Source organism: Bradyrhizobium sp. USDA 4486, assembly GCF_054057995.1.
In genome coordinates this window covers 2,963,273-2,979,069 of sequence record NZ_JBSRZV010000001.1, presented here as the reverse complement: position 1 = coordinate 2,979,069, position 15,797 = coordinate 2,963,273, and the positions used below count along the sequence as shown (strand labels likewise).

The 15,797-nt window shown below is 62.9% G+C and carries 14 protein-coding genes; 5 read left to right on the top strand and 9 right to left on the bottom strand.

The features are described 5' to 3' along the window. Window positions 1–332 precede the first annotated feature (332 nt). The 3 genes from ACVWY3_RS14705 to ACVWY3_RS14695 all read right to left on the bottom strand — a co-directional run bounded on the left by ACVWY3_RS14705 (window position 333) and on the right by ACVWY3_RS14695 (window position 3,259). Window positions 333–1,238: a hypothetical protein gene (locus tag ACVWY3_RS14705; RefSeq protein WP_456839092.1), complete on the bottom strand. Its 906-nt coding sequence runs from the start codon at window positions 1,236–1,238 to the stop codon at window positions 333–335. Between the two features lie 105 nt (window positions 1,239–1,343). Further along, on the bottom strand, window positions 1,344–1,871 hold the full coding sequence (locus tag ACVWY3_RS14700) for a hypothetical protein (protein ID WP_456839091.1): 528 nt from the start codon (window positions 1,869–1,871) through the stop codon (window positions 1,344–1,346). 530 nt (window positions 1,872–2,401) lie between these two features. Continuing rightward, window positions 2,402–3,259, bottom strand: coding sequence for a metal-dependent phosphohydrolase (locus ACVWY3_RS14695; RefSeq protein ID WP_456839090.1), 858 nt, complete (start codon window positions 3,257–3,259; stop codon window positions 2,402–2,404). Window positions 3,260–3,556: 297 nt separating this feature from the next. On the opposite strand from ACVWY3_RS14695, the gene ACVWY3_RS14690 reads away from it, so the two are divergent. The 4 genes from ACVWY3_RS14690 (at window position 3,557) to ACVWY3_RS14675 (ending at window position 8,664) form a co-directional block, all read left to right on the top strand. Beyond that, on the top strand, window positions 3,557–5,284 hold the full coding sequence (locus tag ACVWY3_RS14690) for an adenylate/guanylate cyclase domain-containing protein (protein ID WP_456839089.1): 1,728 nt from the start codon (window positions 3,557–3,559) through the stop codon (window positions 5,282–5,284). Between the two features lie 170 nt (window positions 5,285–5,454). Beyond that, window positions 5,455–6,408 carry an ABC transporter substrate-binding protein gene (locus ACVWY3_RS14685; RefSeq protein ID WP_456839088.1) on the top strand — a complete coding sequence of 318 codons (954 nt, stop codon included), beginning with the start codon at window positions 5,455–5,457 and terminating at the stop codon, window positions 6,406–6,408. 206 nt (window positions 6,409–6,614) lie between these two features. Next, the gene (locus tag ACVWY3_RS14680; RefSeq protein WP_456839087.1) at window positions 6,615–7,289 is read left to right on the top strand and encodes a response regulator; all 675 of its coding nucleotides are present in this window, start codon (window positions 6,615–6,617) and stop codon (window positions 7,287–7,289) included. 67 nt (window positions 7,290–7,356) lie between these two features. After that, complete coding sequence (locus ACVWY3_RS14675) at window positions 7,357–8,664, top strand: ATP-binding protein (RefSeq protein ID WP_456843368.1); 1,308 nt, start codon at window positions 7,357–7,359, stop codon at window positions 8,662–8,664. A 3-nt stretch (window positions 8,665–8,667) separates the two neighbouring features. Here ACVWY3_RS14675 and ACVWY3_RS14670 read toward each other — a convergent pair whose 3' ends face one another. The 6 genes from ACVWY3_RS14670 to ACVWY3_RS14645 form a co-directional block, all read right to left on the bottom strand. After that, a complete protein-coding gene (locus ACVWY3_RS14670) occupies window positions 8,668–9,957 on the bottom strand; it encodes a M20/M25/M40 family metallo-hydrolase (protein ID WP_456839086.1) in 1,290 nt (429 codons plus the stop codon). A gap of 106 nt (window positions 9,958–10,063) precedes the next feature. Further along, a complete protein-coding gene (locus ACVWY3_RS14665) occupies window positions 10,064–11,665 on the bottom strand; it encodes a TRAP transporter large permease (protein WP_456839085.1) in 1,602 nt (533 codons plus the stop codon). Then, on the bottom strand, window positions 11,662–12,201 hold the full coding sequence (locus ACVWY3_RS14660) for a TRAP transporter small permease subunit (protein ID WP_456839084.1): 540 nt from the start codon (window positions 12,199–12,201) through the stop codon (window positions 11,662–11,664). The genes ACVWY3_RS14665 and ACVWY3_RS14660 overlap by 4 nt, the downstream gene beginning before the upstream one ends. A gap of 286 nt (window positions 12,202–12,487) precedes the next feature. After that, window positions 12,488–13,522: a GTP 3',8-cyclase MoaA gene (gene moaA, locus ACVWY3_RS14655; RefSeq protein WP_456839083.1), complete on the bottom strand. Its 1,035-nt coding sequence runs from the start codon at window positions 13,520–13,522 to the stop codon at window positions 12,488–12,490. Between the two features lie 120 nt (window positions 13,523–13,642). Continuing rightward, window positions 13,643–14,119 (bottom strand): hypothetical protein, encoded by a 477-nt coding sequence (locus ACVWY3_RS14650; protein WP_456839082.1) that lies wholly within the window; start codon window positions 14,117–14,119, stop codon window positions 13,643–13,645. A 122-nt stretch (window positions 14,120–14,241) separates the two neighbouring features. Beyond that, window positions 14,242–14,934, bottom strand: coding sequence for an HAD-IA family hydrolase (locus ACVWY3_RS14645; protein WP_456843367.1), 693 nt, complete (start codon window positions 14,932–14,934; stop codon window positions 14,242–14,244). A gap of 147 nt (window positions 14,935–15,081) precedes the next feature. On the opposite strand from ACVWY3_RS14645, the gene rpiA reads away from it, so the two are divergent. Further along, window positions 15,082–15,795 (top strand): ribose-5-phosphate isomerase RpiA, encoded by a 714-nt coding sequence (gene rpiA / locus ACVWY3_RS14640; protein WP_456839081.1) that lies wholly within the window; start codon window positions 15,082–15,084, stop codon window positions 15,793–15,795. Window positions 15,796–15,797: the final 2 nt, after the last annotated feature.

The following is a 15,797-nucleotide window of genomic DNA, read 5'->3' as shown; positions in this document are numbered from 1 at the left end:
CTTGCCTACTGCCGTGCCCCATCAAGGAGCTTCAGATCTCCATGCGTGGCCTTTGTCACCTGAACACAGGAAACCTTCTTCGGCGGACGATATCATTTTCCGCACACGGCGTTATATGAGCGTTATTTGAAATGTTCCTCATTCGGTGTGAGGCGCAACCGCAGCGCGGCGCGAGAACGCCACCCGCCGGTACCCTACCCAGCTACCTGCGCCCCAGTCGCGCGCCCTGATCGCCTTGGATCGCAATCGTCCTGTCGCCCGATCGGGGCCTGGGCTCCATTATCGTGCTTCTCGCCATGCCAAGCCGGCGGTGGACTATCGCGCTGCTCCGCTCACGCGTCGGGCCGACGAGCGCCGCGCCTTTCACCCGTCAAAGGATGTGAGCTGCGACAATGGGGCAGGGCTTCTCCAAGCGCCTGCTCAAGCTCTGCGAGCATCTCCGCTTCGGATTTGAGAAGCTCGTGGTTGTATCCCTCCGCCAGGATGAGTGCCGATTCATACGTCTCCTGAACGACACAGATACGGTCATTCGCGGGAAGGGCGGCTACGAACTTGATGGTTTCTTCGACGTGATTGGCCTCGCTTCCGAGGGAGCTGTGACTCCTGAGGAAGCGGGTCGCATCAAGATCACCCGGACAGATCGCCTGCACCTTCGCTATATCGCTCGCCTGCTTCAGCGCCGCGATACGCTCAAGGCAGTACGAATAGCCGATGCAGCCGATTGGATAGTCCTGGGCGCAGAGATCATCGAAGCGCTTGCAGAGCGGCTTGATGCCATCTGGAATAAAGTTAGCGACGAGCCGCTCGCCGGGCACACCCAGCGCGCGCAGATCCTTCAGCGCGAGCCGGTCGTGACCGCTCTCCTCGCGTGCACGCTCTTCCAAGTAGTCTGCAACCTCGGGCCTCCCCAGCTCGTTGAAGCGCCGGGCGGCGCGCCGGAGATTTCGAGGCGTATCGACAGAGGTGTGATACGCGCCGGCCAAAGCGACGATATAGCCGACGAGCGTCGGGTCAGGGCGTGCGAGGTTCTTTTCGATTCCGGCAAATCCAAGATTGATCGCACCGTCGAGCAGCCCGACCGTACTGCCTGCTGACCCGGCACCTGTCATCAGTGCAGAGAAGGGGTCTATGTTTTCTTCCGGACCGCCGGGAGAATGAAACCAGACCTCTCCCGTCTCGCGAGCGATGATCGAAATATCCCCCGCGACGTTGACCCACTCCGTGACCGGCTGTGCCATTCAAACCTCCAGTTGCGAGTGAATGCCCGTGCGTTTTCGCTGGGATGCGACAAAATTCGCACCCAGCCAGAGACCCCTGTGCATCCGAGACGGATTGCAATACCGCTAGATTCCGTTCGGCGTGATGGCCATCAGCAACTTGGCCGTTTCAAGCAGAGGCTGCCCAAGAGTCGGACGTGTGGGTCTCGGCAGCACCAGAACGACTCCGACAGTCCTTTCGAGCCCTGCCTCTGCCAAACTGAACCCAGCATCGTATTCGTCTTCCGTGATGACAATGGGTTTCTCCAAATAGATGCCCCGAGCCGCAAGGGCTGCTTTTGCTGCAGTTGAGCGCGCCTGGTACTGCGCCATGGATATCGCACCCGTACTGGGTGTGATCAGGGGATTGTTGGCGGGACCCGTCCAGATATCGACGATCCATTGCGCGAGGACATCATTTTGGTACGAGAAATCAGCTACCTTATCTTCCAACTCGTCCTTCGCAGTGCCCAGCTCATCCGCAAAAATACCGCGCTTCTGCTTTTTGTTTGTCACGGCCGCGTGCGCTGCTACGGGAACCATTGCGCCGCCCGCGGCTCCTGCAAGGAACCAACGCCGATTGAAATTCGGTTGTGGCTTGATGTGCGAGGCCATAATCAATCCCTCCCTGCTGAAATCAGTTCGGTGTCTTACTGCCGCATTCGTATTCTAGTTGTAAGTTTTCTTTCTGACAAGGCTGCTGCCGCACTGCCCAATTGGACGCGCAGGGACCGCGGTTTATTTGAGCGAACAATGATGAGGACGTCCTAACTCGGCTTTGCCCATCGAAGCCTCTGTGCCGACGCTGCTTCGAGGCATGGTGAAGATCACGCGCATCGCCGCATTCTGCCGGTGGTAATCTCTTACGAGTACACGTGAGGCGAAGGATTGTCCTCCTCGTATGGCGATGGTCGGCTCTTTCAAACGGCACAGCATCAACAGCCTGGGTCTGATGATGTGGCGAGTATCTCGGCACATGATCCGCAGGGTTGTGCCGACCAGTTCAGACACCAATGGTGGTGGGACCATGATCCTGAAGCTGCAAATGTCAGCACCGCTGACCCGCCTCATTTCTCACCACATGCTTCCGAAAAAAGCCAGTGCGGCGGCGTTGAACCCCATGCGAAAGGCGAGGGAACGCCGATCTATAGCTGCGGACCAGATAGTCCGACCTCGCGCTCGGCGCGCAGGACATTGCCATACAGACTGCTGATCCACTGTCGCCCGCTCGCGGTTACGTTCAAATAGCGGATGGCAGTCTGGATCTGCGGTGAGACCTTGGTCCAGTAGAATTGAGGATATTTGTATACCACATCCGCCGGCGTGGCGTATCCGAGCGATTTGTTGAGTCCGATCTCCTCGAATTCGTAGAAGAGCGCATTTGATTTCTTCATGTAGTTCGGATCGCCGAGCTGACCGATCAGATCGGCGGCGCGAAGCAACAAACCTTCCTCCTCGTCCAGATCATCCCTCGGTTCGCTCGTTGGTGCGTCGGCATAAGGGAAACGAGTGTATTCGATGGCCTGGGCAACGCGAGCGGCGTCAATCTGGTCGACTGCGTCAAGACGCTCCACGGCGAACAATTTTGAGCGGTCGACATGATAGGGCGCAAGCGCTGCATCGGAGGAGCCGATCGGTAACTCGACCGTTCGGCCGGTCCCATCAACAACATAGGCTCCGTCCTGATCTCCGTGGACTATTCCCCTGACGTAGCCGATGTCGTGGATCAGGCACGCCAGAATGAAGTGAGCATAGTCCCTAGCCGTCGTCGGCCTCAGAAGCGAGCGCCCGATCAGAATGTCGTGCCCCACCAGCGTGACCAACAAGGTGTGCTCGACATTATGGTAGAGTGCATCGCTATTGCCAATGCATTCCATGGCCAGCTTTGCTGCGTAGGGGAGCAATTCCGGCAGGCTGGCGTGAGACGAGCCGAAGCGACCGCTTGTCTCCGAGATCAGGAACGCACCCAGCGCCTGGGACGTCAGTTCTGGAATCGTTATCATGAGTGAGCTCTCACTTTGGTCGACGATCCTTCGGTAAGCCTTCTGCAGGATCGGGAGGGAGAGGAGGACCTCGCAAGCGTGAGGCCAGCGGATGGGTGATGTTTGACCTAGATCAACAGTGGCCATGACGCCCGGCTGTGCCTACCCGGCAGCTTGTCGCCTGACCGCGTGACTGGTCCGCCGTGCAGGCGCGAAGGGCCCAACCGCACGCTCGGTTCAAATGAACTCCGCTTGATGGCAAAGCGACTTATTATTCTGGGCCCATAGTATCTGTGCGATTGTACGGGTGACCGGATCATGATTCCTCAAGATCGGTTTCGCGGCCTCTTTCACAAATATTTGCTGGCGCTCTTCGTGGCGGTCGCGGTCCCACTCGCATTCAACGGCGTTATTGAAGCGTGGTTCGGCTATCGCGATCAGCGTGCGAGGCTGGACCAGTGGCTCGGCCTCCAGTCCGCGTCCGCGGCCGCCGAGATACACGATTTCATCCACGGCATCACAACGCAGCTTGGCTGGCTGGTGCAGCTTCCGTGGACCGAGGAGCCCGACGAACGCCGGCGGACCGACGCGTTGCGCCTCCTTCGACAAGCGCCTGCCATCGCCAGTCTCACACTCCTCGACGGCAGCGGTCTGGAGCGTCTCCACATCTCACGGATCGGCCTCAATCGAATTGACAGCCGCACGGACCGATCGGTTGATCCTGCCCTGGTCGGAGCCCGGGCAACTCAGATCTGGTTCAGCGAGGTCAGCTACAATCGAGGCTCCGAACCATACCTGACGGTTGCGATTGTCGGCAGTCGACCGGCCCTCGGCGCAGTCATAGCCGAAGTCAACCTCAAGCTGATCTGGGACGTGATCTCGGCGATCAAGGTCGGAAGGACCGGCTTTGCTTTCGTCCTGGACCGATCGGGTCGCCTTATCGCCCATCCCGACATCAGCCTCGTCCTTCGCGGGGCGGAAGAAGCAACCTCCAGGCCATTTCGAGCTGTGCGGGACGCCATAGGGTCGCAAGCGGGCTTCGCAACGAGCCGGGATGCACAAGGACAATTTGTCGCCGCCAGCGCGGCTTCCGTACAGGGCACCGATTGGACAGTCGTTGTCGCGCAGCCACTATCCGAAGCTTACGCGCCGATCTACGCCGCCCTGTGGCGGACGGCAATGCTCCTCGCGGTCAGCACGATGCTGGCGGGTATTTTTGCCTATGCATTGGCCGACCGGATGACAGAGCCGATCAAGCTGCTCGAGGAGGGCACAGAGAGGATCGGTGCCGGGTCCTTTGACCACCGAATCCTGATCCACACCGGGGACGAGTTCCAGCGCCTTGCAAACAGTTTCAACAAGATGGCTTCCGAGCTGGCGCTGGCGCAGCAGCACCAGGAGCGCATCGCCAGGCTCAGGCGATTCCTCGCTCCCCAGGTCGCCGATCTCGTCGATCGAGCCGGCGATGACAGCGTGCTGGATGGTCGCCGCACGGAAGTCGTCGTTGTCTTCTGCGATTTGAGGGGGTTCACCGCCTTCTCAGCAGGAGCTGCGCCTGAGGACGTCATGAGCGTATTGTCGGAGTACTATGAAGCCCTTGGCAGGGTCATCGCGAAATTCGAGGCAACGCTGATCAATTTCTCCGGAGACGGGCTGATGGTGCTGGTGAACGCGCCTGTCCCGGTCGAAGAGCCTGCATTGAGAGCCATCGATCTCGCCGTCGACATGCAGAAGACCGTGCAGGCCCTCATCGCGGGCTGGCGATCGCGCGGCTACCAGGTCGGTTTCGGAATCGGCCTTGCCAGCGGGCCGGCGACTGTCGGCCGGATCGGCTACAAGGACCGGCTCGACTATACTGCCATTGGCAGCGTCGTGAACCTCGCGGCACGATTGTGCGCATCTGCCGCAGACAAGGAAATTCTGGTCGACGCTAAAGTCGCCGCTGACGTCGGGGGTCGGCGGCCCGTCGAGGACCTTGGGGAGCGCAATATCAAGGGATTTGACGAAGCTATTCCGGTCTTCGGAATCTCCTTCAATGCTCTCTAGCCGTGGCCGGCCGCGGGACGCCCGGTGCAATCCAGTTGAAGACTGTTCGAGCATCCGGGGCTATGCTTCGACGACCGGCTGACGGCAACGGGTACGTAGCCATGAGGAGCGCCAACTCTGGGGCAGTAACACCACGAAGATGCGCCAGGCGGCGGGAGTTTCTGCTTTTGATGGCGGGCGCGGCGATGTGGACGGCCGACGCGTATGGGCAGAAGTCCGCCATGCCCGTCATTGGCTATCTTTGCCCGGAGTCGCCCGAGCTCTTTGCCAGTCGACTTGAGGCTTTCCGCCAGGGACTGGCAGAAGCCGGCTTTGTCGAGGGCCGCAATGTGAAAATCGACTATCAGTGGGCCAACGGACAATATTCCCGATTGCCTGCGTTGGCCGCCGAACTGGTCGCCCGAAACGTGGATGTCCTGGTGGCGCCCGGGGGTGCCCCCGTGGCACTTGCCGCGAAAGCTGCGAGCCCGACCAAGACAATCGTCTTTGAGATGGGCGGCGATCCCGTTCAGCTCCACGTGGTCGATAGCTTGTCGCGGCCGGGCGGAAACATCACGGGAGTTTCGAGCCTGAGTGTCGACGTGTCGCCAAAGCGGCTCGAGTTGATGCGCGACCTGTTGCCTACGGCGACCAAATTGATGGTCGTCGCCAATCCGACGAGTCCGACCGCAGAAGCGCAATTGCAGAAGCTTCGCACGGCTGCAGATACTATGCATGTTCAACTGGAGATATTGAACGCGAGCAAGGAGGATGAATTTGAATCTGTGTTCGCTGCGGCGGCCAAGGACGGGGCAAGTGGACTCGTGTTTACCTCCGACCCCTATTTTGCATTTCGCAGTACGCGGCTCGCTGCTCTGGCAATGAAATATCGCGTGCCCGCAATCACACAGACCCGAGACTTTCCCATCGCCGGAGGTCTGATGAGCTATGGAGGAGATTTCATGCAGTCGCACCGGCGCGCGGGTGTCTATGCCGGACGGGTCCTGTCGGGCGAGAAGCCTTCCGATCTTCCTGTCCAACTCGTCACAAAGTTAGAGCTCGTCATCAACTTGAAGGCGGCTAAAACGCTCGGTTATGCGTTCTCATCCGCAATCGTTGCCGGTGCAGACGAAGTGATCGAGTAAACAAGCGCGTCACGGACGGCGGCGCATGGGCGGACAGAGCCATTCCTCCAGAGCTGCCATCCGCGGGGACGCGGCCAGACCGGCTTACACCAACCTGACAGGGGCCGCCGACCCGCCTGCGGGGCACTTTTCGCTGGCCGAGGCGCCCGGAATGATGGAAGAGAGCAAAGACGCGGCGCGAGCCGTGCGGTGATGCCGGGACTACGATGCGCCTTCTGATCGTCGAGGACAATGCCGAGCTGTCGCGGCTCGTGGCCAGCGGGCTGGCAGCGGCCGGCTATGAGAGCGATGTCGTGGGCAGCGCCGCCGAGGCGCGCGCGGCGGTCAGCAGCGTCAGCTATGCCGCGATGATTCTCGACCTTGGCCTGCCCGACGGCGACGGCCTGTCGGTGCTGCGCGAGCTGCGCCGCCAGATGGAGCCGCTGCCGGTGCTGGTGCTGACCGCGCGGGGCGGCTTGCAGGACCGTGTCAGCGGCCTGCGCAGCGGCGCCGACGATTATCTCGCCAAGCCGTTCGCGATGGAGGAGCTGGTGGCGCGGCTGGAGGCGATCCTGCGCCGGCCAGGCCAGCTGCTCGGCCGCTCGCTCAGTCTCGCCAACCTCGTCTACGACACCGAGAGCCGGCAGATCTTCGTCGACGACCAGCCCCGGATCATCTCCGCGCGCGAGACCTCGGTGCTGGAGATCCTGCTGCGCCGGCAGGGGCGGGTGGTCCCGAAGAAGAACGTCGAGGACCACATCTTCGGACTCGAAGGCGAGGTCGCCTCCAACGCCGTCGAGGTCTACGTCTCGCGGCTGCGCAAGCAGCTTGCCGAGCACGGCGCCAAGGTCGTGATCCACACCATCCGCGGCGTCGGCTATCTCCTGGCCGAGGAGAAATAGCGTGACCGCCGCGCCGGCCTATGGCCGATCGCCGACATTCAAATCGCTGATCTGGCGCATCGTGTTCATGCACATCGTGGCGGTCGCGGTGGTCGCGATCTTCCTGCCGCTGGTGCTGTTCTGGCTGCTCAATTCCGAGGTCGACCAGCTGCATCGCGATGCCATGCGCGCCCAGGCCGAGGTGCTGGCCGAGCGCATCGTCGCGCAGCCGGACGGGCTTTTGACGTTCAACCTGCCGGACAGCCTGCGGGGCCTCTATTCGGAAGCTTACGGCCGCTATCTCTATGACATCCGCGATGCCGACGGCCATCTGCTGTTCTCATCCCGCCGCAAGACCGGCGCGGCCGTGTCGGCGCCGCCGCCGTCGGAGACGATTTCCGGCGCAAGCGTCACGCGCATGGTCGATGGCAAGCTCGTGCGCATCCGCGTCGCCGAGGACCTAGCGCACCGCGACGTGATCATCGACGATATCATCTCGAACTTCTTCCGGCGGGTGGGCTGGATCACCATTCCGGTGCTGCTGATCCTGCTCGGCATCGACATTGTCATCTTCCGCCGCGCCATCGCGCCGCTGTGGAAGGCGTCCGAGGAGGCCAGCAATATCGGCCCGGCGCGCACCGACATCCGCCTGCCGACGGAGCAGATCCCGCGCGAGATCCTGCCACTCGTCACCGCCGTCAACCAGGCGCTCGACCGCCTCGAGGACGGCTTTCGGGTGCAGCGGCAGTTCACGGCCGATGCCGCCCACCAATTGCGCACGCCGCTGACGATCCTGCGGACGCGGATTGAGACGCTTGGCGACAACACCGCACGGCAGGCGCTGCATGACGACATCGAGGGAATGAGCCGGATCGTCGCCCAGCTGCTGGAGATCGCCGAGCTCGACACCCTGGTGCTCGATCCCGGTGAGACCGCGGATCTGCGCGCCGTCTGCGCCGAGGTGGTGGCTGCGATCGCGCCGTTCGCGATCGCCCAGCACAAGGACATCGCGCTCAAGGGCAGCGACGCGCCGGTGCTGATTCATGGCAATGCCGAGATGCTGCAGCGCGCGATCTTCAATCTCGCCGAAAACGCCATCAAGTTCACGGCGAAGGGCACCTGCGTGGACGTCGAGGTGCGCGAGGACGGCGAGGTGCGCGTGCGCGATTGCGGCCCCGGCATCGCGGAGGCCGAGCGCGACTTGATCTTCCAGCGTTTCTGGCGCGCCGACCGCCAGCGCAGCGACGGCGCCGGTTTGGGGCTGTCGATCGTGCGCGGCGTGGCCGACGATCACGCCGCGACGATCGCGCTCGAGAATCTTCCCGGCGGCGGCGCGGAGTTCACGCTCCGGTTTCGGCTGGCGGGGGAGGGGGGCCCCGCCCTCAGCCGGAGCTGACCGCTATTTCAGCTTACCGGTCGACAGGTCCATGATCATGCGCGTGGTCAGGTAAAGACGCGGCACGATGCTGTCGATCTTGACATATTCGGCGTCATTGGAGTGCGCGCCGAAGCCGGACAGGCCCATGCCTTCGATCACGGCGCCCTTGGTCTTGAGCGCGGCAAAGGCGGCATCCGTGCCGCCGCCGGTTGCCTTATCGTCGACCTTCAGCGGCAATCCGATCTCCTCATAGATGGTCTTGCCGTAGGCCGCCACGCGGCGCGAGGCCTCGTTGGCCTCGAGCGGCGGACGGCGCACTTCGAACTTCAGCTCGACCTTGGAATCCGGCAGCAGGTGATTTTTGACCTTCTCCTGGAGCGCCTTCTCCAGCTCGTCGAAATCCGACACCTTCAGCGCGCGCGCATCGGCTTGCGCGGTGGCTTCGGCAGGAATCACGTTGCGGTTGGTGCCGGCCTTGGAAACGGTCCAGTTCAGCTTCAGGCCCTGCTCGGGTTTGGACAGATCCTTCATCTGCAGCACCTGGTGCGAGAGCTCGTAGAGCGCGTTGATGCCGCCCTCGGGCCTTGCGCCCGCATGCGAGGAGCGGCCGGTGACCGTGAGATAGGCCGAGCCGATGCCGCTGGTGGCGAGCCGCAGCGTGCCGTCGGTGCCGCCGCCTTCGAACGAGAACACCACATCCTGATCGGAAGCGAGCTTGGTGATGGTGCTGCGCCAGCCGGGCGAGGAGATTTCCTCATCGCCATTGGTGAGCACCGTGAGCGTGCCGTAGTCTTTGAAATTCAGCTTCTGCAGCAGCGCCACGGTGTGGAGAATGAGCGCGACGCCCTGCTTGTCGTCGGCGATGCCGAGGCCGAAGGCCTTGTCGCCGTCGATGCGGAACGGCTGGTCCTTCAGCATGCCTCTCAGGTACACCGTGTCCATGTGGGCGATCAGCATGATCTTCTTGGTGCCGGTCCCCTTGAAGACGGCGTGCACGGCCGGGCCGATCTTCTCGGGCGTGTCGTCGAGGCGATAGATGTCGGTCGATTGCAGGATCTCCACCGTGCCGCCGAGCTGCTTGAGCTGGTCGGCGACGCGGCCCGCGATCACGTTCAGGCCCTCGATGTCCCTGCTGCCGGTTTCGATGTTGACGAGATCGCGCAGCGTGTCGAGCAGCGGCTGCTGCTCCTTCTGCGCCAGCGCATGGACATCGGCCACTGGCTCGGCACACGCGACAGTCGCGGCAGAGGCCAGCCAGAGCGAAGCAAGCAAGGAAAGGATGAACGATGGAGCAGGGTGCGATCGGAGCATGAGCGGCTGTCCATGAGTTGGAGGATAGCCCGGTATGCCCGTGTTTCCCGCACGTGTCACGCGCGTCATGCTCCGCCGAGGCGGAGCATGACAAGGGTCGCGACCGCTACTTCTGCGGCGGGCCGAGATCCAGTGGGGGCAGGTCGATCTGCGGAACCTCGATCTTGACCTTGTCGAGATCGACGCTGAGCGGCTTGTCCAGGAGGCCTGTCACGGTGATCGGGAACGCGATCACGATCAGCACCATGATCATCTGCAGGCCGATCCAGGGCATCGCGCCCCAATAGATGTCGGAGCTCTTCACTTCCTTCGGCGCGACGCCGCGCAGGTAGAACAGCGCAAAGCCGAACGGCGGATGCAGGAACGAGGTCTGCATGTTCACGCACAGCATGACGCCGAACCAGATCAGCGCCGGTCCGTCGCCGACGACGGGACCGAGAATCTTCTGCGCGATCGGCGCGATCATCGGCAGGATGATGAAGGCGATCTCGAAGAAGTCGAGGAAGAACGCCAGGAAGAAGATGAAGAGATTGATGAAGATCAAAAAGCCCCAGACGCCGCCGGGCAGCGAGGTCAGGAGGTGCTCGAGCCAGACGCCGCCGGAGACGCCGAGGAACACCACCGAGAAGCAGGTCGAGCCGATCAGGATGAAGGTGACCATGCAGGTGAGGCGCATGGTGGATTCGTAGCCCTGCTTGATCAGATCGCGCAGGTCCGGGATGCGCGCGGCCGAGATGCAGATCCAGGCCACCGCCAGATAGGTGACCGCGAAGGCGAGCTTGAAGATCAAGTTCTCGGTGAACAGAATCGCGACGATGGTGCCGATGCCGGCGGCGACGATGCCTGCGACCAGCACCTTGCGGTCGGTCGAGGAGAAGTCCTTGTGGTGGATCGCGGCGAGCACGATGGCGCCGACCGCGCCCATCGCGCCGGCCTCTGTCGGGGTCGCAAGGCCCATCATCATGGTGCCGAGCACGACGAAGATCAGCACGGCGGAGGGGATGATGCCCATCAGGCACTTCTTCCACAGCGCCCAGCCGGTCAGCGTGCGCGCTTCGAGCGGCACCGGCGGCACGTGGCTCGGCTTGATCAGGCCGAGAATGAAAGTGTAGCCGGCAAACAGCATGATCTGGAACACGGAGGGGCCCCAGGCGCCGAGATACATGTCGCCGACCGACTTGCCGAGCTGGTCGGCGAGCACGATCAGCACCAGCGAGGGCGGCACCAGCTGCGTGATGGTGCCGGAGGCAGCAAGGACGCCGGTGATGTAGCGCATGTTGTAGCCGTAGCGGATCATCACCGGCATCGAGATCAGCGCCATGGCGATAACCTGCGCCGCCACGGTTCCGGTGATGGCGCCGAGGATGAAGCCGACGATGATGACGGAATAGCCGAGGCCGCCGCGGACCGGGCCGAACAGCTGGCCCATCGAATCCAGCATGTCCTCGGCGAGGCCGCATCTTTCCAATATGGAGCCCATGAAGGTGAAGAACGGGATGGCGAGCAGCAGCTCGTTGGAGAGCACGCTGCCGAACACGCGGCCGGGAATCGCCTGGAGGAAGTTGAGGTCGAAAAACCCGAGATGGATAGCGAGGAAGCCGAAGGAGAGACCGACCGCGGCAAGCGTGAACGCCACGGGGAAGCCGATCAGCATCGCCAGAACCAGGCCGCCGAACATCAGCGGCGGCATCATCTCCAGCGTAATCATTGGGTCGGCCTCTCGTACTTGGCGTCGATCGTGACATAGCCCTGGAGAGCCGCGATACGCTTGATGACTTCGGAAACACCTTGCAGCGCCAGCATCACGAAGCCGGCGGGAATCACGAACTTGATCGGCCAGCGGATCAGGCCGCCGGCATTGCCCGACATCTCGCCGACGTCATAGGCCTGCATGAAGAACGGCCAGGACAGATAGGCGAGCAGGAGGCAGGCGGGGATCAGGAAGAACAGCGTGCCGATCATGTCGAGCCAGAGCTGGCCGCGCTCGGACAGGATCAGATAGAAGATCTCGACCCGGACATGCTCGTTGCGCTTGAAGGTATAGGACGCGCCGAACATCACCAGGATCGCGAACATGTACCATTGCAGCTCGAGCCAGCCGTTCGACGAATAGCTGAAGGCGTAGCGGATCATGGCGTTGGCCGCGCTCACCAGACAGGACAGGAGCACGAGCAGGTTACAGACGTACCCAATCTTTTCATTGAGGGCGTCGATGGCGTTGCTCACCGCCAGCAATGGACGCATCTTACTTTTTCTCCGTCGCGGCCTAACTTCACGGGAGCATCAGCACGCATCGTTCGGCCGGCGTGCAAAACGCACGCGACCGCACGGCTCTTTTTCCGAAAGCGTTGCGGCGTCAGTCCTCCCCTCGTGCCTTGCCGTCTTGACCGCGACCGCCAACGGGCGGGCCGGCTTATTGCTGCCGGGCAAGCAAAGGCGGTCGCACCAAATCAGCGGCTTCAGGCGCCGTCAATCGGAAAATGGACAAATTGACGCGCGCTCAAAAGCTTAACGCGGCGGGGCTTGAGTCCTAGCCGCCGGTGACGCTCATGTGCCGGGAGACGCTGGGGCGGTCGTGGCGGCGGTCGATGATGAAATCGTGGCCTTTGGGCTTGAGCCCGATGGCGCGGTCGATCGCATCCGCAAGCAGCATGTCGTCGTCCGATGCACGCAGAGGTTTGCGCAGGTCGGAGGCGTCCTCGTGGCCAAGGCAGGTGTGCAGCGTGCCGGTGCAGGTGATGCGCACCCGGTTGCAGGATTCGCAGAAATTATGGGTCATCGGCGTGATGAAGCCGAGCTTGCCGCCGGTCTCGGCGACGCTGACATAGCGTGCGGGCCCGCCGGTGCTCTCGGCTAAATCCGTCAGCGTGAATTGCTGGGCGAGACGGGCGCGCAACAGGGACAGCGGCAGATACTGGTCGATCCGGCCTGAGCCGATCTCGCCCATCGGCATCACCTCGATCAGCGTCAGCCCCATACCTTTGCCGTGGGCCCAGCGCATCAGCGAAGGCAGCTCGTCCTCGTTGAGGTTCTTCAGGGCGACCGCGTTGATCTTCACGGCGAGGCCTGCGGCGCGCGCGGCCTCGATGCCCTCCATCACCTTGTCGATCTCGCCCCAGCGGGTGATCTCGCGAAACTTCTTGGGATCGAGCGTGTCGAGCGAGACGTTGATGCGGCGGACGCCGCAATCCGCCAGCTCCTGCGCATGTTTTGCGAGCTGGGTGCCGTTGGTGGTCAGCGTCAGCTCATTGAGGGCGCCGGTCTTGAGATGCCGCGACAGCGAGCGGACCAGCGTCATCACGTTGCGGCGGACCAGCGGCTCGCCGCCGGTGAGCCGCAGCTTTTTCACGCCCTTCGCGATGAAGGCCGAGCACAGCCGGTCCAGTTCCTCCAGCGTCAGCAGATCCGCCTTGGGCAGGAACGTCATGTCTTCCGACATGCAATAGAAACAGCGCAGGTCGCAGCGGTCAGTGACGGAGACGCGCAAATAACTGATGGTTCGCCCGAACGGATCGGTCATCGCGCTCGACAGCGCGGCGCGGGGATTGGCGGAGGGTCCGTTCATACCAAATGCCTTGTCACTTAGGGCGACGGGCGGCACCTTGCTTCAGCGGTGCCTTGGAAACAATCTAAGCATCGGACGCGGCTAGGACAATCGGTTGGTATACATAGCTCACCGCCTGGATCAGCGTTTGCCCGTGCCCGGATCTGGGAACGGCGAGGCTGCGGCCGGCGTGGCCTCCGCCGGTGTGGCAGCAGGCGCCGCTGCGGCCGGTTTGGCCCTCGGCCGGTGCGGCTTCTTCTTCACCGGCTTGGGCGGCACCGCGGGCTGAAGCTCTGCGAACACTGGATTCGGGTCCGTCGTGACCGAGGCGGGCGTGGTGAAATCGCCGGGATTCTTGATCACGTTCACCGGGACGCTGGCCGGCTGGTATTTTGGCAGCGCGAAGGCGACCGTGAAGGGGGCGTCTGGCGCGGGAACTGAGACCGAGCAGGGGGTCTTGCAGCCCGGACCGAGCGAGGTGCTCGCGTCGGCGCCTGGCGGGTTGGATTCAAGCCGGACCTGGACGGTCGGCGGGGCCGATTTGAACATGTCCCAGGACATCGAGGAGCAGCCGCCAAGGCTCGCTCCCGCTAATGCAATCGCGATGACACGACGCATGACCATCCATTTCTGTGTGACGAGCCGCCACGTCCCCGGCCGGACCTTAGGAGCGTCGCTGGGGGCAGGCAACCGGCGGGCCGCGCCTAGCTAATAGGGTTCTGCGGAATAGCCGAGCGATATCAGGCAATTGCGGGCGCCAAGCCCGTCATCAGGCTGTGCGCGGCGGCCGGCAGGTCCCGCATATGATGGATCAGCCGATCAGGCTTCAGCTCGGCCATCGGTACGTCGGTATAGCCGAAGCTGACCCCAATCACCGGCACCCCGGCCCGCCGGGCGACGCCGACATCGGTTCCGGCGTCGCCGACCATGATGCTGGACTTCACCTCTCCGCCGGCGCGGGCGACGGTCTCGCGGAAAATGGTCGGATCGGGCTTCTGGACGCCAAACGTGTCGGCGCCGCAAATCGCGGCGAAACGGCGGGTCAGGTCGAGCTGGTCCAGCAGCCGCTTGGACAGCCATTCCAGCTTGTTGGTGCAAACCGCGAGGCGATGGCCCTGGGCGGCAAACTGGTCGAGCGCGGCCTCGAGCCCCTCGAAGGGGCGGGATTCGACGGCGATGTGGTCGGCGTAATAGCCGATGAAATCCGCCGTCATCCGGTCCATGTCCGCGGGGGTGACGCTGCGGCCCTCGGCCTCCAGCCCCCGTTCGATCAGCTTGCGGGCGCCGGCGCCGATCATGTTGCGCGCCGAGGCCATCGGCACGGCCGGCAGCCCTTCACGGTCGAGCACGTAGTTGAGCGCGGTGATCAGGTCGGGCGCCGTATCCACAAGCGTGCCGTCGAGATCGAAGACGAGGGTGTAGGGGGAGGTCATGAGCCAAGCGCTATCGGGCCGGCCGGATCGGCGCAAGGGCCGAAGCCATAAGTTCACCTTATAAGATCGGTCCAGAGGCCTGTTCCGGCGGAAAAAACGAGGCTACATAGGCCGCCGCAAACACCCTAATCGAGAGGCGGGCGCATTTTGGATATGGACCAGTTGAAGCGGCAGGCTGCGGCGCGCGCGCTCGAGGAGGTGCGTGACGGCATGCAGCTCGGGCTCGGCACCGGCTCGACCGCAAAGCATTTCGTCGAGCTGCTCGGCGAGCGTGTTACCGCCGGGCTGAAGGTGATCGGGGTGCCGACCTCCGAAGCAACCCGCCTCGATGCGATCCGCTGCGGCGTGCCGCTGACCACGCTCGACGAGATCGACCATCTCGACATGACCGTCGACGGCGCCGACGAGATCGATCCCGACTTCAACCTGATCAAGGGCGGCGGCGGCGCGCTGCTGCGCGAGAAGATCGTGGCGGCCGCCTCGGATCGCATGATCGTGATTGCCGACGACAGCAAATGGGTGCCGACGCTCGGCAAGTTTCCGCTGCCGATCGAGGTCATCCCGTTCGGCCTTGGCGCGACGCACCGGGCGATCGAGAAGGCATTTGCGGCGTGCGGCGTTTCCGGGCAAATGGCGGTTCGCAAGGCCAAAGATGGCCACGTTTTCGTCACCGATGGCGGCCACTGGATCGTCGATGCCCAGCTCGGACGTATTGTGGATCCGCCCGATCTCGCCAAGGCGTTGAGCGCGATTCCCGGCGTGGTCGAGCACGGGTTGTTCATCGGCTTGGCCAGTTCGGTCGTTTTGGCGGGCGGCGAGGGAATTCGCGTGATTGAACGGCGCAAGCCGAAAGGAGACTAGGA